16 protein-coding genes and 1 tRNA gene are annotated in these 16,499 nt (G+C 47.0%); 12 read left to right on the top strand and 5 right to left on the bottom strand.

What is annotated here, in order from left to right; translation table 11 throughout:
* The first annotated feature begins 29 nt into the window (after positions 1–29).
* Positions 30–106 (top strand) — tRNA-Asp (locus tag BLS03_RS20735).
* Positions 107–352: 246 nt separating this feature from the next.
* On the opposite strand, the gene BLS03_RS20730 is transcribed toward BLS03_RS20735, so the two are convergent.
* A complete protein-coding gene (locus BLS03_RS20730) occupies positions 353–937 on the bottom strand; it encodes a uracil-DNA glycosylase family protein (RefSeq protein WP_093278480.1) in 585 nt (194 codons plus the stop codon).
* The gene (locus tag BLS03_RS20725) at positions 937–1,863 is read right to left on the bottom strand and encodes a D-2-hydroxyacid dehydrogenase (protein WP_093278478.1); all 927 of its coding nucleotides are present in this window, start codon (positions 1,861–1,863) and stop codon (positions 937–939) included. The genes BLS03_RS20730 and BLS03_RS20725 overlap by 1 nt, the downstream gene beginning before the upstream one ends.
* Positions 1,864–1,934: 71 nt before the next feature.
* Between BLS03_RS20725 and BLS03_RS20720 the strand changes: the two genes are divergently transcribed.
* Positions 1,935–2,525 carry a YjaG family protein gene (locus tag BLS03_RS20720; protein ID WP_093278475.1) on the top strand — a complete coding sequence of 197 codons (591 nt, stop codon included), beginning with the start codon at positions 1,935–1,937 and terminating at the stop codon, positions 2,523–2,525.
* A gap of 34 nt (positions 2,526–2,559) precedes the next feature.
* Here BLS03_RS20720 and BLS03_RS20715 read toward each other — a convergent pair whose 3' ends face one another.
* Complete coding sequence (locus tag BLS03_RS20715) at positions 2,560–3,618, bottom strand: CNNM domain-containing protein (protein WP_093278472.1); 1,059 nt, start codon at positions 3,616–3,618, stop codon at positions 2,560–2,562.
* 349 nt (positions 3,619–3,967) lie between these two features.
* Here BLS03_RS20715 and hupA point away from each other — a divergent pair, with 349 nt between their 5' ends.
* Together hupA and BLS03_RS20705 are read left to right on the top strand one after the other, a co-directional pair.
* The gene (gene hupA, locus BLS03_RS20710; RefSeq protein WP_045954650.1) at positions 3,968–4,240 is read left to right on the top strand and encodes a nucleoid-associated protein HU-alpha; all 273 of its coding nucleotides are present in this window, start codon (positions 3,968–3,970) and stop codon (positions 4,238–4,240) included.
* A gap of 48 nt (positions 4,241–4,288) precedes the next feature.
* Positions 4,289–4,990, top strand: coding sequence for a DUF1481 domain-containing protein (locus BLS03_RS20705; RefSeq protein ID WP_093278470.1), 702 nt, complete (start codon positions 4,289–4,291; stop codon positions 4,988–4,990).
* A gap of 80 nt (positions 4,991–5,070) precedes the next feature.
* On the opposite strand, the gene purD is transcribed toward BLS03_RS20705, so the two are convergent.
* Entirely contained in the window at positions 5,071–6,360 is a 1,290-nt protein-coding gene (purD, locus tag BLS03_RS20700; RefSeq protein ID WP_093278469.1) for a phosphoribosylamine--glycine ligase, read from the bottom strand.
* 246 nt (positions 6,361–6,606) lie between these two features.
* Complete coding sequence (purH, locus tag BLS03_RS20695; protein ID WP_093278467.1) at positions 6,607–8,199, bottom strand: bifunctional phosphoribosylaminoimidazolecarboxamide formyltransferase/IMP cyclohydrolase; 1,593 nt, start codon at positions 8,197–8,199, stop codon at positions 6,607–6,609.
* Positions 8,200–8,468: 269 nt separating this feature from the next.
* On the opposite strand from purH, the gene zntR reads away from it, so the two are divergent.
* The 8 genes from zntR to kduI all read left to right on the top strand — a co-directional run bounded on the left by zntR (position 8,469) and on the right by kduI (position 16,450).
* Positions 8,469–8,870, top strand: a complete 402-nt coding sequence (gene zntR / locus BLS03_RS20690) for a Zn(2+)-responsive transcriptional regulator (RefSeq protein ID WP_093278466.1) — start codon at positions 8,469–8,471, stop codon at positions 8,868–8,870.
* A 113-nt stretch (positions 8,871–8,983) separates the two neighbouring features.
* A complete protein-coding gene (locus BLS03_RS20685) occupies positions 8,984–9,565 on the top strand; it encodes an aminodeoxychorismate/anthranilate synthase component II (RefSeq protein WP_093278464.1) in 582 nt (193 codons plus the stop codon).
* A 375-nt stretch (positions 9,566–9,940) separates the two neighbouring features.
* On the top strand, positions 9,941–11,152 hold the full coding sequence (locus BLS03_RS20680; protein WP_093278462.1) for an aspartate aminotransferase family protein: 1,212 nt from the start codon (positions 9,941–9,943) through the stop codon (positions 11,150–11,152).
* Between the two features lie 90 nt (positions 11,153–11,242).
* Positions 11,243–12,262: an arginine N-succinyltransferase gene (gene astA / locus BLS03_RS20675; RefSeq protein WP_093278460.1), complete on the top strand. Its 1,020-nt coding sequence runs from the start codon at positions 11,243–11,245 to the stop codon at positions 12,260–12,262.
* Positions 12,263–12,290: 28 nt separating this feature from the next.
* The gene (astD, locus tag BLS03_RS20670; protein WP_093278458.1) at positions 12,291–13,751 is read left to right on the top strand and encodes a succinylglutamate-semialdehyde dehydrogenase; all 1,461 of its coding nucleotides are present in this window, start codon (positions 12,291–12,293) and stop codon (positions 13,749–13,751) included.
* 112 nt (positions 13,752–13,863) lie between these two features.
* On the top strand, positions 13,864–14,655 hold the full coding sequence (locus BLS03_RS20665) for a DUF1338 domain-containing protein (RefSeq protein WP_093278456.1): 792 nt from the start codon (positions 13,864–13,866) through the stop codon (positions 14,653–14,655).
* A gap of 210 nt (positions 14,656–14,865) precedes the next feature.
* Positions 14,866–15,201 carry a hypothetical protein gene (locus BLS03_RS20660; protein WP_143015669.1) on the top strand — a complete coding sequence of 112 codons (336 nt, stop codon included), beginning with the start codon at positions 14,866–14,868 and terminating at the stop codon, positions 15,199–15,201.
* Positions 15,202–15,610: 409 nt separating this feature from the next.
* Positions 15,611–16,450 carry a 5-dehydro-4-deoxy-D-glucuronate isomerase gene (gene kduI / locus BLS03_RS20655; RefSeq protein WP_093278453.1) on the top strand — a complete coding sequence of 280 codons (840 nt, stop codon included), beginning with the start codon at positions 15,611–15,613 and terminating at the stop codon, positions 16,448–16,450.
* The last annotated feature ends 49 nt before the right edge of the window (positions 16,451–16,499 follow it).

Genomic DNA, 16,499 nt, shown 5'->3' with positions numbered 1-16,499 from the left:
TAAGACTTTATTTAGAGACCCAATTTAGTGGAGCGGTAGTTCAGTTGGTTAGAATACCGGCCTGTCACGCCGGGGGTCGCGGGTTCGAGTCCCGTCCGCTCCGCCACTTATTTGAAGGTTTCGACCTTCGGTCGAATGAGTCCCGCTTGAACGTAAGCCCGGCCATTCCGCCACTTATACTAAGCCTCGTCAGAAATGACGGGGCTTTTTTACGTGTGTCGAAAAGTGAGTAATGCAGAGTGCTTATTTAGTTAGTGAGTTATTTGCCTTGAGGGAGGCGATTTATCTCGTGTTGTAGGCGTTTAATATCTGTTGTTTGTAGTTATTAATTTGCTAGCCGTTTTTAAATTCTCTATTTAGGCTCAATCGCAAGGTGTTGATGTACATAGTGGCGAATGTAAGGAACTATTTCCTGTTCAAACCAAGGGTTCTTTCTCAACCATAGAGTGTTTCGCGGGGAAGGGTGAGGAAGTGGGATATATTGCGGCGCCCATCGATCCCACTGACGCACTGTTTCGGTTAAGGTTTTAGGTTTGTCGGACAAATAATAGTTTTGCGCATATTGGCCGATGAGTAGCGTCATACCAATATTGGGCAGTTGTTGTAAGACTTTATTGTGCCATAACGGCGCGCACTCTTTACGTGGTGGCAGATCGCCGCTGGTTCCTTTTCCTGGGTAACATAGACCCATCGGCATAATTGCGATATTGCGGGCGTCGTAAAACGCTATTTTATCGAGTTGTAGCCAATCTCTTAGCCTATCTCCACTTGGATCGTTCCAAGGAATCGACGTTTGATGGACTCGCGTGCCCGGCGCTTGACCAATGATCAGCAGTTTAGCGTTTTCATTTGCTTGGATAACAGGGTTGGCGCCAAGTGGTAAATGCGGTTCACAAGCTCGGCAACGACGAATCTCATCAAGTAAGGTATTGAGCATTAGTAACCTTTTTCGAAATCGACCAGATAATTCAAGCCAAAGCCATCGCGCCATTTCGCATAATTGTCTGCAAAAATCTCAACGACTTGGTTGGGAAAACTTGGCGCTGCGATATGGGGAGTAATGGTGACGGCCGGGTGCTGCCAAAGTGGGTTGTCGCTGTTAAGTGGCTCCTGCGTAAAGACATCGAGATAGGCATGGCGAATGTTTTGGTTCTCAATCGCCTCGAGTAACCCTGCGATTTCAACCGTGTTGCCACGACCCACATTAAACAGTAAAGCCTCTTTGGCGTAGCTCAGTGATTCGAGATTTAACAGGTTATGCGTTTGCGAGGTATTCGGCAGCGTATTGACAATGATATTGGCTTCACTGAGCGCAACCGCTAATTCCTGAATATGATAGGTGGTATCAAACGGCGATCCTTTTGGCGGAATGCCGCTTGAGTTAATGCCGATGGTTTTCACGCCAAAAGCTTTAACGATGCTCGCAAGCTTTGAGCCGATTGCCCCCGTACCTAATATGACCATGGTTTTAGTTGCTAAAGACTCAAACTGATGAGGGCGCCACTGGTGCTGGTTTTGCTGTTCTTTGTATTGGCTAAAATGGCGGTAGTAATTGAGGCTATAGCCGATCACATACTCAGCGATGAGTGGGCCGAATATGCCTTTCACATTGGTTAGTTGATAATGATTGGGCATATTTGGTTGCACTAGAGGCTCAACGCCAGCGTAAATCGATTGTAACCACTCAAGATTGGGGAAACTGTCGAGCGCTTTAGCCGCAAGCGGTGGCGCGGCTAATAAGATGGTTGCGGCGTTTTTATCTGTGGTAATTTCGAGGTCAGGAAGCGCCAGTTCACTCAGTAGCGAGTGGTAGGTTTCATCTTGCTGAGTGAGGATATAGAGCTTATGTGCAAAATTGTTCATCGTCTTGGCTTTTTTCCATCTTATATATCAAGTACACTTCCGCTGTCTTTTTCAGCAACGAATGAGTAACCATGCTACAAAATCCACTTCAGGTTCGTCTAGAAAAGTTAGAACCTTGGCAACAGATTACCTTCATGGCGTGTCTATGTGAGCGTATGTATCCTAATTTCGCGATGTTTTGTGAGCAAACCGAGTTCGCTGAAGCTCGAGTGTATCGCGACATACTTGATAGCGTATGGGAAATTTTGACCGTTAAAAGCGCGAAAGTGAATTTTGAGCGTCAGTTGGAAAAACTTGAAGACGTGATTCCTAGTTCGGAAGACTTTGAAATCTACGGTGTGCTGCCTGCCATAGACGCGTGCGTAGCGCTATCTAGCTTACTTCATGGTTTACTGGATCGTGAAGAAGGTCTGTATGAGAGCATGCAAGAGATCAGTCAGCAGTCCGTTCTAACCGTTGCTCAGCTTGAATTGGCCAATACGGGCGTTGAAATTACCAATGACAACCAAAAACAAAATCAAGCAGTGTGCGAAGAGTGGGATGTTCAGTGGGCTATTTTCCGCCCACTACGCGAAGCGACCGAGCGTGATATTGAGCTGATTAAAGATCTGCGCCAAGAACTGCGCGAAGACTGCGTGAGTAATATTGGCATCAGTTTATAACTTATCGAGTAAAGGGAGCATAGTGCTCCCTTTATTATTCCTTTTCGTCTCGACTTTCGATGACGCCATGTTCTTGCTTCCACTGCTCCCACTTCTGAAACGCTAGCTGCTGCATGTCAGTGGTTTTGTCCGCTTCATCGATAATTTGTTCACCAAGCAAATATTCAAAGATGTCTTCTAAGGTAACAATGCCTTGCACTGTGCCATATTCATCAACGACTAAGGCTAATTGCAGCCTTTGCGCCATAATCTGTTCAAACGCTTTAGGTAAGGAAAGGGTATTGAGCACGACGTGAATTGGTCGCATGACTGCGCCTAGCTGTTTGTCACCAAAGCCAGCCTGCTGCAACTTAAACAGCTCTAAACGGTGGGTGAAACCAATGATGTTATCTTTGGATTGGCTATAGATAAGCGGACGCGAGAACGGCGTTTCTTTGTAGCTAGTCAGAAAATGATCGATCGTCAGCTCTGCTGGTACGCGAAACAGCACGGTTCGCGGCGTCATGACTTGAGTAATCGGAACATTTTGAATTCTTAGTAGATTATCGAGAATTTTCGACTCACCTTCAGCAAACTCGCCACTTTCCCGCGCCAAAATGGCCATTGCAGAAAGTTCGTCGCGCATCGGTGTCGGTTGCTGTTTTTTAGAAAGCCGTTTAGTGATAAGTTCTGAAAACCACACGAAAGGACGTAGCCACCATACCATCCAGCTGAGAATCACTGCGGTGATAGGAGCAAGCTGGCGCCAGTATGTGGCACCTAGGGTTTTCGGTACGATCTCTGAAAGAAGTAATATGCCAAAGGTCAACGCTGCAGAGAATACGCCCAGCCATTGGCTACCAAATACCACTGCTGCTTGCGCCCCTGCACTCGCCGCACCGATAGTATGTGCGATGGTATTGAGGGTTAAAATCGATGCTAGCGGTCTATCGATATCCTGTTTTAGTTGATCTAACTTCTCGGCACTACGATGAGATCTTTGTTTTAGCTGTGCAACATAAGTTGGAGTAATGCTGAGTAGAGTCGCCTCAAGAACGGAGCAAATGAACGAAATCCCTATCGCGATCGTGATGTAAAGGGTCAGCAGTAACATAGTCTTCCCTATATGTTTTTCATATCGAAAATGATGTCGATTGGTTGGCGCCAAACGAAGAAAAATTTGGCTAAATGCAGGCGCATTTCGGCGACTATTTTGGATCAAGATCGTGGTCTAGCCCTTAATTGATAAGCCTTCTCACAGGATCTTAGTAACTAAATGAGGTGTCCAAGACACGAAATCAAGTATGGATTTTAACCAACCAGCCGGTAAATTGTGAGTTGATGCTCAGAATATGGTTAAAAGTACGTCATGAAAGCCAAAGATCAGCGACAAACCTTTGCCAGATGGGGCGTTTATGCTTTAGAGTGAGGAGAATTCAATAACATATAAGAAGGGAAACCTAATGAACAAGACCCAATTAATCGACTTTATCGCAGAGAAAGCAGACCTATCTAAAGCGCAAGCTAAAGCTGCTCTTGAAGCTACTCTTGACGGTGTGACTGGTGCACTTAAAGAGGGTGACCAAGTTCAACTAATTGGTTTTGGTACATTCAAAGTTAACCACCGTGCAGCTCGTACTGGCCGCAACCCTAAAACTGGTGCTGAAATCCAAATCGCCGCTGCAAATGTTCCTGCATTCGTTGCTGGTAAAGCACTGAAAGATTCAGTGAAATAATTTTTTTAACTGCACTAAGGCTTTCTTAGTGCAGTTCTTTTATCGACTATGAATAAAGTTGTACTCCCTTCATTAATAAGCTTCTTGCTTCTTGGTTGCTCCTCATCGGTGGTGCCAACCAAAAATCCTGACCTGTATACCAACTATACTGGCGGTCAGACTATGGGTGACACCACCAGTTTTTACTGGTACACCGAAAAGTCTTCCGAGCCTGACTCCGCCGCTGACTACGTGTTTTCTGGTAATTACGGTTGGTATAAGTCTGACTATCGTTGGGAAGGGAAAGAAGTTCGAGAGTTTATTCGTGAAGGTGAACAGATTAAACCGGACGAAGGTTTAGTCCCTTATCAGATTCATGTGCGTTTCAATAAGTCTGGCGAAGCGGTTTATCAGCAATATCGTTTAGATGGCAAGGTGCTTCCTTTGAGTACTGAGCAACTTGTGCGTTATCAACAAGAAGCCAAAACGATACAGCAAACGACTTTAGCGCAAGATGATACGGGTATGGAATTGCTGCAAGGCGTCTGGGATGGCTCATCACTTGAGCTTTGCTCAGGACAAACGTATCCCCGTGTTGAGTTTAACCAAACCTTGCCAAGCTTTGTGATCAATCGTTTAGCAACTATTGATAGTTATGTTGCCTTTATGGGCACCTTAAGAAGCAATCGTGTGGTGGTTGAAGAGTTGCTCAGCCTTGCGGATGAAGATCACGGCTGTATCACTCGACCTGAGCTGATAGAGAATCAGTAATTGACTGAAATTTGGAATTAAAAAAGGCGCTCAATGAGCGCCTTTTTGCTTGCTTATGAACTTGGCTGCCAATAAAGGTGTTAGCTGTTTTGCTCACGAGCGATAGCACGATAGCCGATATCACTGCGGTAGAACACGCCATCCCAAGAGATTTGCTTGGTGAGCGCGTAGGCACGCTGCTGGGCTTCCAATACCGTGTTACCTAACGCCGTTGCACAAAGAACGCGGCCGCCGTTTGTGACGACTTGGCCATCTTTCTCGTTGGTGCCGGCGTGGAAGACTTTCTCACCTTCGGTTTCGGTGCTCGGCAGACCAGAAATAACATCACCTTTGCGGTAATCGCCAGGGTAACCACCGGCCGCAAGTACGATACCAATTGACGCGCGCGGATCCCATTTGGATTCCGCTTGATCCAATTTTCCATCAATGGCGGTCAAACACAGCTCAACCAAATCAGACTGCATGCGCATCATGATCGGTTGGGTTTCTGGGTCGCCAAAGCGGCAGTTGTATTCGATTACTTTTGGTGTGCCGTCTTTATCGATCATTAGGCCAGCGTAAAGGAAGCCAGTGTATGGATGGCCTTCTTTCGCCATGCCGTTCACCGTTGGGTAGATGACTTCCTGCATAATGCGATCGTGAATCTCTTGGGTTACCACGGGTGCTGGAGAGTAAGCGCCCATACCGCCAGTGTTTGGGCCGGTATCTTTATCACCAACGCGTTTATGGTCTTGGCTGGTTGCCATCGGCAGCACGTTCTTGCCATCAACCATAACGATAAAACTGGCTTCTTCGCCATCAAGGAACTCTTCGATCACAACGCGGCTACCAGCATCGCCAAAGGCGTTGCCAGCTAGCATGTCTTTGATCGCATCTTCCGCTTCTTCAAGTGTCATCGCGACGATAACACCTTTACCTGCCGCTAAGCCATCAGCTTTTACGACGATAGGCGCACCTTGAGCGCGAACATACTCAAGAGCAGGTTCGATTTCAGTGAAGTTTGCGTACGCTGCGGTAGGAATATTGTGGCGAGCAAGAAAGTCTTTGGTGAACGCTTTTGAGCCTTCTAGCTGCGCTGCAGCTTGAGTTGGACCAAAGATCTTTAGCCCCGCTTGGCGAAACGCATCAACCACACCGATAACCAATGGCGCTTCAGGGCCGACGATAGTCAGTTCCACGCCGTTGTCTTTGGCAAACGCGACCAGCTTGTCAATTTCTTCTACTTGAATCGCGACATTCGTCAGCTTAGGCTCAAGTGCAGTACCTGCATTACCAGGAGCCACGAAAATGTTTTCAACTTGTGGATTTTGAGCAACTTTCCAACCTAGTGCGTGCTCGCGACCGCCGCCACCAATGATCAATACATTCATTCTTTAAAATCCTTATCGCTGCGCCATTTTTAATATCTCTAGGTCAAGCATGCGCATGTATGACTATCAACTATGCGTGCTTTGTTCGGATTCTTAAAGATGGCGGTGCATTAAATTCTTAAAACTTGGTTTTAACGAATTTCAAAATTTATCTATTAAAAATGCTTACGCAAAATAGTTGGTGTTGTAGCAAGGCAACAATTAAGCACTTAACGCCGCTACAACACCAAATATGAAGAGTAAAGATTAGTGACGGAAGTGGCGCATACCCGTAAAGATCATCGCCATGCCGTGTTCGTCAGCCGCAGCAATCACTTCATCATCACGCATTGAACCACCCGGCTGAATCACACATTTGATTCCAGCTTCTGCCGCTGCATCGATGCCATCGCGGAATGGGAAGAACGCATCGGAAGCCATTACGCTACCAGCGACTTCAAGGTTTTCATCTGCAGCTTTGATACCAGCGATTTTTGCTGAGTAAACGCGGCTCATTTGACCTGCGCCGACACCGATGGTCATGTCGCCTTTCGCGTAGACGATCGCATTTGATTTGACGTATTTCGCTACTTTCCAGCAGAACAATGCGTCTTTCAGCTCTTCTTCACTTGGCTGACGCTTGGAAACCACTTTCAAATCGGCAAGACCAACCATGCCTTGGTCACGATCTTGAACCAGTAGGCCGCCGTTAACGCGTTTGATATCGAATTGAGTGGTTTTACTTGACCATTCGCCGCACTCAAGTAGGCGCACGTTTTTCTTCGCCGCAACCACTTCAACTGCTTCGGCTGAGACTGCTGGCGCGATGATCACTTCGACAAATTGACGTTCAACAATCGCCGCTGCGGTTGCTGCATCAAGCTCTTGGTTAAAAGCGATGATGCCGCCAAAGGCTGAGGTTGGGTCAGTTTGGTAAGCGCGGTTGTAAGCTTCAAGAATGTCTTTGCCAAGAGCCACACCACAAGGGTTCGCATGTTTGACAATCACACATGCCGGTTCGTTGAACTCTTTCACACATTCTAGCGCCGCATCGGTATCAGCGATGTTGTTGTAAGACAGTGCTTTACCTTGAATTTGACGCGCGGTCGCCACAGAGGCTTCTTGCGGGTTGCTTTCAACATAAAAAGCCGCAGCTTGATGGCTGTTTTCACCGTAGCGCATGTCTTGCTTTTTCTCGAACTGTTGGTTGAAAGTGCGTGGGAACTTGCTCTCTTCGTCGCCTTCTTTGTTGTCACCGTAAGATGGAACCATAGTGCCGAAGTAGTTAGCGATCATGCCGTCGTAGGCAGCAGTGTGTTCAAATGCGGCGATAGCTAGGTCAAAACGCGTTTCCAGCGTTAGAGATTTATCGTGCGCATCCATTTCAGCGATAACGCGCTCGTAATCGGTCGCATTAACCACGATAGTGACGTCTTTATGGTTTTTGGCCGCAGAGCGAACCATAGTTGGGCCGCCGATATCGATGTTTTCTACCGCATCCGCTAGAGTACAGCCTGGTTTGGCAACCGTTTCGGCAAATGGATAAAGGTTGACGACAACCATATCGATAGGAGAGATGTCGTGCTTAGCCATGATTTCGTCATCTTGGCCGCGACGACCAAGTACACCACCGTGAACTTTCGGGTGGAGCGTTTTAACGCGTCCGTCCATCATTTCTGGAAAGCCAGTGTAATCAGAGACTTCAGTGACTGATAGGCCGTTTTCTGCCAGTAGGCGCGCAGTGCCGCCTGTAGAAAGAATATCGACGCCACGCTGGGCTAACGCTTGTGCGAACTCAACAATACCGGTTTTGTCTGATACGCTGATCAAAGCGCGACGAATAGGACGAGCGTTGTTCATGCTTCCTTGTTCCTCAAATAAGTGGAGTGTAAAGATGTTTGCCAAAAGTGAACATGGATTACCCGTTTGGGTAATAACTTGGCCAGTTTTGGTAAAGACCTTAGTCTGTGCCTTGAGCGGCGTTGGTTGCAGACCATCCAAATTTTGATGGCGCGTATTCTAACGAATTAATTACAAAAAAGCTCGCGCAATCGTTTGGCATGGCGAAAATAATTGCAATTTGCTCAAAAATTAGTGTGATAAGTAACAATTACGTAAAGGAGCGCTTTATGTTTCAGATCGGTGAATTGGCTAAACGCTGCGGTGTGAGTACCGACACGCTGCGTTTTTATGAAAAGAACCAACTGATAGCCCCAGCCGGACGTAGTGAGTCGGGATATCGCCTCTACAACGATAATAACCAGCGCCAAGTGGCCTTTATTCTCAAAGCAAAGGCGCTGGGGCTGAGTTTGGAAGACATCAAAGAGCTGCTGGAAATCAAATTAGAAGCGACAGAACACAGCTGCGCCGAAGTCAAAGCCATTACCAGTGCCAAGCTTGCGGTGATCAATCATAAAATTGTTGAGTTGGATTCGATTCGCCAAGCACTGGAGAAAATTAATGATGCTTGTTGTGGCGGCCTAGATGACGATGCCAGCCACTGCTCTATTTTGGCTGCACTCGAACGTTAGGGTTTGGGTAAACCGTTAGGTGGCAACCGACCTTTGAGTTAGTGCTTGCCTTTCCGCGATGGTGTTGCACAATACCGCCATTATGATTTGGTCCAAGATACCTTTATTTTCACATGCTACTAATCATCGATAACTACGACTCTTTTACTTATAACCTCTACCAATATTTTTGTGAGTTAGGCGCGGCAGTTAAAGTGGTGCGCAATGATGCGATTGATATTGCCGGTATCGAAGCTTTGGCACCAAGTCATCTGGTGATTTCTCCCGGGCCGTGTACGCCTAATGAGGCTGGTATTTCCCTTGCTGCGATTCGCCATTTTGCCGATAAGTTGCCGATTCTTGGCGTATGTCTCGGTCATCAAGCCATTGCTCAAGCTTTTGGCGGCGAAGTGGTGCGCGCGCGGCAAGTGATGCACGGTAAAACCTCCCCCATTGAGCACAACAACCGCAGTGTGTTCCAAGGGCTTAATAATCCGCTAACGGTCACGCGTTACCACTCTTTGGTGGTCAAAAATGGCACTTTGCCGAGTGAGTTTGAGCTTACCGCTTGGACCACGCTTGCCGATGGCAGCATGGATGAAATCATGGGTTATCAACATAAAACTCTGCCGATTGATGCGGTGCAGTTTCACCCCGAGTCGATCAAAACCGAGCAAGGACACCAGTTACTCGCCAACTTTCTCGCGCGTAATTGATTCGAAAACCCTGATTGCGATCACCTTTCTTAATATCCATTAGCCAATTTTCCTCAATTTATCTCCGTGCAATTCTATGCGCGGAATAACTCGCTTCCTTATATTAACCTTATGATTTATTTGGACTTGGAGAAGTTTTTTTGCGCCAGTTCAAAAAAACGCTTCATAAAAGAAGTGGCTTGATGCATAAATAATCACAGGCGCTGAAATAGACGCTAAGTGATTGCTAGCAAAAAGAATAAATCACTATTGAAATGGTTAATTAAATGTAAATACAATGCGGCATCTAGCTGAAAGCAAAACAATCTTCGATGATAAAGTCAGATTCGAGTTTTGCTGGCCCGTTAGCCATGCGGTATCGAGAGGGAATGTGCAATGACAATGGAAAAAAACGTAGAGCGCGGTTTATTCGATGAGGTAATGGTGCCTTGTTATAACCCGATGGAAATGATCCCAGTGAAGGGAGAAGGTGCTCGGGTATGGGACCAAGACGGCAACGAATACATCGACTTTGCAGGCGGTATTGCGGTGAGCTGTTTAGGCCACTGTCATCCAGCGATGGTCAAAGCACTCAACGAGCAGGGCAGTAAGTTATGGCATTTAAGTAATGTTATGACCAATGAACCTGCGCTGCGTTTAGCTAAAAAACTGACTGAAATTAGCTTTGCAGAAAAAGTCTTTTTCGCCAACTCTGGCGCGGAAGCGAATGAAGCGGCACTGAAACTTGCTCGCCGCTATGCCGCCGATGAATTTGGCCCAGAAAAATCTGAAATCATCGCGTTCAAACAAGGCTTTCATGGCCGTACTTTCTTCACCGTGACTGTCGGTGGTCAAGAAGCGTATTCGGATGGTTTTGGTCCAAAACCAGGCGATATCACTCACTTGCCTTATAACGATGTTGCTGCTTTGCAAGCCCATATTTCTGACCGCACTTGCGCGGTAATGATGGAACCATTGCAAGGTGAAGGCGGCATTGTTTCTCCAACGCCAGAATTTGTTCAAGCGGTTCGTGAGCTGTGTGACAAACACAACGCACTACTGATTTTTGATGAAGTGCAAACAGGTAATGGCCGTACTGGCGATTTCTATGCTTATCAAGGCCTTGGTATTACACCAGACATTCTAAGCACGGCAAAATCTCTTGGTGGCGGCTTCCCAATTGGTGCAATGCTAACCACGACTGAACTGGCTAAACACATGAAAGTTGGCGTACACGGCTCGACCTACGGCGGTAACCCACTGGCTTGTGCTGTTGCAGAAGCTGTGGTTGAGATCACCAGCGATCCAAAAACACTGGCTGGCGTGAAAGAGCGTGAAGTGCTGATGCGTGAAGGTTTGCAGAAGATCAACGATAAATATGGCATCTTCAGCGAAATTCGCGGTAAAGGTTTGCTACTTGGTGGTGCGCTTAATGAAGCATGGCAAGGCCGCGCGCGTGACGTTTTAGTCGCAGCGGGCAAACAGGGTTTAATGATGCTGGTGGCTGGTGCAAGCGTTGTGCGCTTTACGCCATCTTTAGTTATCACGCCTGAAGAAATTGAACAAGGTTTAGCAAGACTGGATAAGGCGATCGCCTCTCTGGTTTAAGCAAACTGCTCGCCCTTCGCGGAGGTGAAGGGCGATACCCATCACCTGAGAACACTCTCAGGGACTACTTGCATCAGGAGGGAAGTAACGATGCTGGTTGTTCGTCCTATTGCGATGTCGGATTACGACGCGCTGCATACTTGTGCCGTTGAATCAGGGCACGGATTTACATCTCTACCGGTGAATGAAGAACTCCTCACCAACCGCATTCAGCATTCTGAATACAGCTTTGGTAAACATAACGTCGCCGAACCGGGAGATGAAGGTTACTTGATGGTCGGTTTTGACAGTGAGAGCGGAGAAGTCGCTGGCTGTACCGGCATTGAAGCCTCGATTGGCTGGGATGTGCCTTTTTATTCTTACCACATCAGTACTATCGTGCATTCATCGCCTAAGCTTGGTGTGAATAATGTGGTGAAGTTGCTGACATTTGGCAATAATTACACCGGATGTTCGGAGATCTGTACGCTATTTTTACGTCCGAGTTTTCGCGGTGGTTTAAACGGTCGTTTAATGTCGAAGTGCCGCTTCCTGATGATGGCTGAACATCCACAGCGTTTTTCGAAAACCATTTTTGCCGAGATGCGTGGCGTTTCCGACGCTGATGGCAATTCGCCATTCTGGCAGTGGCTTCAAGAGCACTTCTTTTCCATCGACTTCACCATGGCCGATTACCTGACCGGGATTGGTAAAAAAGGCTTTATCGCTGACTTGATGCCCAAGCTGCCGATTTACATCAACTTACTCAGCAAAGAAGCGCAAGCGGTGATTGGTCAGGTACATGACAATACTAAGCCAGCACTTAAGCTTTTAGAAAACGAAGGTTTCACCTGCCGTAATTATGTCGACATTTTTGATGCTGGCCCGACGGTTGAATGTGATTTAAGAAACATCAATTCAGTGCGCGATTCGATTCGTGCTGAAGTTCAAATCGCCCCGCATTCCAGTTCGCAGGACTACTTGATTGCCAACACCTCGTTTGAAAATTTCCGCGCCACCGCTGCCAAAGCGGCCTTTGATCGCGAATCAAATAAGGTGATTATCGCCCCTGAAGTTGCGGATGCTCTGCATCTTAAAGCTGGGGATTATGTACGTATGCTGGCGCAATAAAGCGGGTTTTAAATAAAAGGACACAGATATGACACATTGGATTGCGGGTCAGTGGGTAGCGGGTGAAGGGGAGCCAATGAGCTCAACCAGCCCATTCAATGACCAACAAATTTGGCATGGTAATAGCGCCACTGCGCTGCAAGTTGAGCAAGCGGTCAGCGCGGCTCGTGAGGCGCTGGCGACATGGAAAAAGTTCAGTTTTGAGCAGCGTGAGCAAATCGTTTTAGGGTTTGCCGAGCAAGTGAAAGCGCACAGCGAAGAGATTGCCGAGACCATCGCCAAAGAGACGGGCAAACCATTGTGGGAAACGCGCACTGAAGCTGCCGCAATGGCGGGTAAAATCGCTATCTCGATTCGTGCTTATCATGACCGCACTGGCGAAACAGTACGCGAAGCCAATGGCAACCAAATCGTGTTGCGCCATCGTCCGCTTGGTGTGATGGCGGTGTTTGGCCCGTATAACTTCCCAGGTCACTTGCCGAATGGCCATATCGTTCCAGCGCTGCTCGCCGGGAACACAGTGGTGTTCAAGCCGTCTGAGCAAACGCCGATGACTGGCGAGTTGGCGGTGAAACTGTGGGAAAAAGCGGGTCTACCTGCGGGCGTGATCAATTTAGTACAAGGCGCCAAAGAAACCGGAATTGCACTGGCTGAATCTCGCGGCATCGACGGTTTGCTGTTTACTGGCAGCGCGAATACAGGCCATTTGCTGCATCGCCAATTTGCCGGTCAGCCGGGCAAGATGTTAGCGCTTGAGATGGGCGGCAATAACCCGATGGTGATTTCTGAGCATTATGGTGACCTAGACGCTGCAGTCTACACCATCATTCAATCGGCATTTATCAGTGCTGGGCAACGCTGTACGTGTGCGCGCCGTTTGTACGTACCTCAAGGCGAGAAAGGCGATGCGCTGCTGGATAAGCTAGTCAAAGCCACCGCGCAGATTCGCGTTGATCAACCATTTGCTGAGCCTGCTCCGTTTATGGGGCCGCAGATTTCAAAAGCTGCCGCCGATTTCATTTTAGCGGCGCAAGCGAATTTGTTATCACTTGGCGCTAATAGCCTGATTGATGCACGCGCTGGTGATGCTGCATTTGTGACGCCTGGCATCATTGATGTGACGCCGATTGCTGAGCTACCAGATGAAGAGTATTTCGGCCCGTTGCTGCAAGTGATTCGTTATACCGATTTAGCACAAGCGGTTGAACTGGCTAACGACACTCGCTTTGGTTTGTCGGCTGGGCTTATTTCGACCGATGACAGCGAGTGGGATTATTTCGTTGACCACATCCGCGCTGGCATTGTAAACCGTAACCGCCAGCTAACGGGGGCCAGCGGTGATGCGCCATTTGGCGGGCCGGGAGCGTCAGGAAACTTGCGTCCAAGCGCGTATTACGCCGCGGATTACTGTGCGTATCCGATGGCTTCGATGGAAGGTGAGGCGCCAGTACTGCCTGATACTTTTAGCCCGGGTTTGTCGCTCGACTAAACTCAAAAGACGACTCAGCCAGCATAAGGCTGAGCGCCCAATAACGTGAAATGATCCAGCGAGTGAAGAGCTACGGCGCTTCACCGCTTGATTCGACCTGACAGGAGGCGTTATGACGCCAGACGTTCTATTTGCATCACTGTGGAAGGATTATATTCAGCGTTTATGTCCTTCAGCTCAGCAAGTGCATCAATTGCTTGAAGAAGATAAGCCGCTTATCAACGACCATATCGCTTTGCGAACCTTTAACTTACAACCGCTTGGCTTAATGACACTGGCCAAGCCGTTTATCGAGTTAGGTTATCAGCCCGGTGGCGATTATGTGTTCGAAAGCAAAAAGCTGGTGGCGAAACATTTTGAGCATCCTGACCCTGATTTACCTAAGGTATTTATTAGCGAATTGAAGGTAGAAGAGTGCTCTTTGGAATTACAAGCCATAGTGCAGCGCTTGGTGGCTCAAGTTGATAGCGAGCACTTCAAAGGCAGCGATTTTCTCTATCAAGGTCGCCCATGGCAATTGAGCCAACAAGAGTATCAAACCCTTGCGGGCGAGAGTGAATACGCAGCATGGTTAGCAGCGCATGGTTATGGTGCGAATCACTTCACCGTCAGCGTTAATCAGCTCAACCGGTTTGAACAAGTGAAGCAAGTGAACGATCACTTACGCGAATCCGGTTTCACTATTAATGAATCCGGTGGTGAAGTAAAAGGTACGCCGGACGTGCTGCTTGAACAGTCGTCGACCATGGCCGATAAAGTAGTGGTCAAATTCAGTGATGGCGAACTGGTCATTCCCGGTGGCTTTTATGAATTCGCCAAGCGCTATCCTCAAGCCGATGGCAAACTTTACTCCGGATTTGTCGCCGCCTCAGCCGATAAAATCTTTGAAAGTACCGACCGTTAATTTTTGCTCACCATCTTAAAAACCATTGCTTTTCTCCACCTAGAGAGGCAATGGTTTTTTTAAGTCGAATTTTTTCTCTTCATGTCTTCAAGTTGAGTGTGAACTGTATCAAGAAGCTTTTTATCAATTATGTTTGATGATTCGCTTAAGATATACAGTAGTGCATAAAGTCGCCTAGGCTTGAATTCAATAGCAGGATGATTAAGAAGTATGATGGAATATAACTTTGATGATGAATACGCTTTAGATACTCAATTTGATGTCAAAAACAAAAGGTTAAAAATAAAATTTGGCGCTTATTATTATCAAGATAAAACTTATGAAAAAGAATGTTGCTTAATTATCAGTGATTGGTTGGAAGCAAAGTATAAACTATGTCGTTCTTCTAATGATTTTAAATGCTTAAGTGATGATCTTGAGGCGATTCTTTTAGTTTTAGACGTAAAAAGAGTCGATGAATATACAGTTTTTGTCGTGATGACAGAAGATGATAGATACTTGGATTTTTATTTCCTCGAACCTTGTTTAGAAGTCGAAGTATTTTAAGTAAAAAAGTTAATCAATAACCTTGATGTAGTTACACCACTTCATTCTCCCTATGACCAAGCGCGATGGTCGAAGCAGACAAAAACTCTATTTCACAGGGTTGTATAAGCTCAAAATTGCCATCGTTCGCACAAGCTTCTGCTTCACTTCATGTCTTAGCCTTTTAGCACCCATGTGCTGCCATTCTCTTGCTGTGTTTCTCACCCATTAAATCCTTCTGATTGCGGTCAATAAATGGCATTTCATGTGGTTAAAAAGTTTAGTTGTGGCGATAAGTGCGTCAGTTCAAAATTTTTCACGTCAAAAGTGCCATTTTAGAACTATGGATCACAATTCATTTCGTTTATATATAAACGAAGTTGATCAAATATAAATAAGTGGTAGTTTTGCTTCCATCAAGGAGGCCGCAATGCACATCAATTACAACAGCAATCCCGTAGACGCTAAGTCATACGATACCGATCGACTCAGAGCTGAGTTTCTTACCGAGCAACTGTTTAAAGCCGGCGAGATCACTATGGTGTATAGCCATATTGACCGCGTAGTGGCGATGGGCGTTAGCCCAGATCAACAGACGCTAAAGCTGGATGATTTTGCCGATAAGAAGGCCTTCGGCACCGAGTTTTTCCTTCAGCGCCGTGAGCTGGGCATTGTTAACTTAGGCGAAAAAGCCGAAGTGAAAACCAGCACAGCGGTTTACACACTTGAGCATCTTGATGCTTTGTATTTAGGCCAAGGTGAGCAAGAGATCGAATTTACATCGCTGGTGGAAGGTACGCCTGCGACGCTGTATTGCTTAAGTGCACCGGCGCATCATGCTTATCCATCGCGTCTAATTCTGCGTGATCAAGCCAAACGTGTTGAACTTGGCTCACAAGATAACGCCAATGACCGCGTGATTACCCAGTACTTACACCCAGACGTTTTACCAACTTGTCAGCTGTGTATGGGCGTTACCCATCTTAAACCTGGCAGTGTTTGGAACACCATGCCGGCACACACTCATGAGCGCCGTATGGAAGCTTACTTATATTTCAATGTGAAGCCTGAACAAGTGGTATTCCACTTCATGGGCGAGCCGAGCGAAACCCGCCATATTATCGTGCGTGACAAGCAGTTGGTGCTGTCACCAAGTTGGTCGATTCACTCGGGGTGCGGCACACAAAACTACAGCTTTGTGTGGGGCATGCTCGGCGAGAACCAGACTTTTGATGATATGGATTTCGTTGATATGAACGCGATTCGTTAATCCATCTTGCACCAAAACAATAATTATATTTGTACCCTACGGAGACTTT

Origin of the sequence: Vibrio xiamenensis (genome assembly GCF_900100015.1) — a bacterium.
Lineage (GTDB): Bacteria > Pseudomonadota > Gammaproteobacteria > Enterobacterales > Vibrionaceae > Vibrio > Vibrio xiamenensis.
This window is presented reverse-complemented; position numbering and strand designations above follow the sequence as displayed.

Bases quoted from the DNA above. Each gene is read 5' to 3' on its own strand.
- BLS03_RS20730 (WP_093278480.1), bottom strand. From the start codon at position 937: ATGCTCAATACCTTACTTGATGAGATTCGTCGTTGCCGAGCTTGTGAA.
- BLS03_RS20725 (WP_093278478.1), bottom strand. From the start codon at position 1,863: ATGAACAATTTTGCACATAAGCTCTATATCCTCACTCAGCAAGATGAA.
- BLS03_RS20720 (WP_093278475.1), top strand. From the start codon at position 1,935: ATGCTACAAAATCCACTTCAGGTTCGTCTAGAAAAGTTAGAACCTTGG.
- BLS03_RS20715 (WP_093278472.1), bottom strand. From the start codon at position 3,618: ATGTTACTGCTGACCCTTTACATCACGATCGCGATAGGGATTTCGTTC.
- hupA (WP_045954650.1), top strand. From the start codon at position 3,968: ATGAACAAGACCCAATTAATCGACTTTATCGCAGAGAAAGCAGACCTA.
- BLS03_RS20705 (WP_093278470.1), top strand. From the start codon at position 4,289: ATGAATAAAGTTGTACTCCCTTCATTAATAAGCTTCTTGCTTCTTGGT.
- purD (WP_093278469.1), bottom strand. From the start codon at position 6,360: ATGAATGTATTGATCATTGGTGGCGGCGGTCGCGAGCACGCACTAGGT.
- purH (WP_093278467.1), bottom strand. From the start codon at position 8,199: ATGAACAACGCTCGTCCTATTCGTCGCGCTTTGATCAGCGTATCAGAC.
- zntR (WP_093278466.1), top strand. From the start codon at position 8,469: ATGTTTCAGATCGGTGAATTGGCTAAACGCTGCGGTGTGAGTACCGAC.
- BLS03_RS20685 (WP_093278464.1), top strand. From the start codon at position 8,984: ATGCTACTAATCATCGATAACTACGACTCTTTTACTTATAACCTCTAC.
- BLS03_RS20680 (WP_093278462.1), top strand. From the start codon at position 9,941: ATGACAATGGAAAAAAACGTAGAGCGCGGTTTATTCGATGAGGTAATG.
- astA (WP_093278460.1), top strand. From the start codon at position 11,243: ATGCTGGTTGTTCGTCCTATTGCGATGTCGGATTACGACGCGCTGCAT.
- astD (WP_093278458.1), top strand. From the start codon at position 12,291: ATGACACATTGGATTGCGGGTCAGTGGGTAGCGGGTGAAGGGGAGCCA.
- BLS03_RS20665 (WP_093278456.1), top strand. From the start codon at position 13,864: ATGACGCCAGACGTTCTATTTGCATCACTGTGGAAGGATTATATTCAG.
- BLS03_RS20660 (WP_143015669.1), top strand. From the start codon at position 14,866: ATGATGGAATATAACTTTGATGATGAATACGCTTTAGATACTCAATTT.
- kduI (WP_093278453.1), top strand. From the start codon at position 15,611: ATGCACATCAATTACAACAGCAATCCCGTAGACGCTAAGTCATACGAT.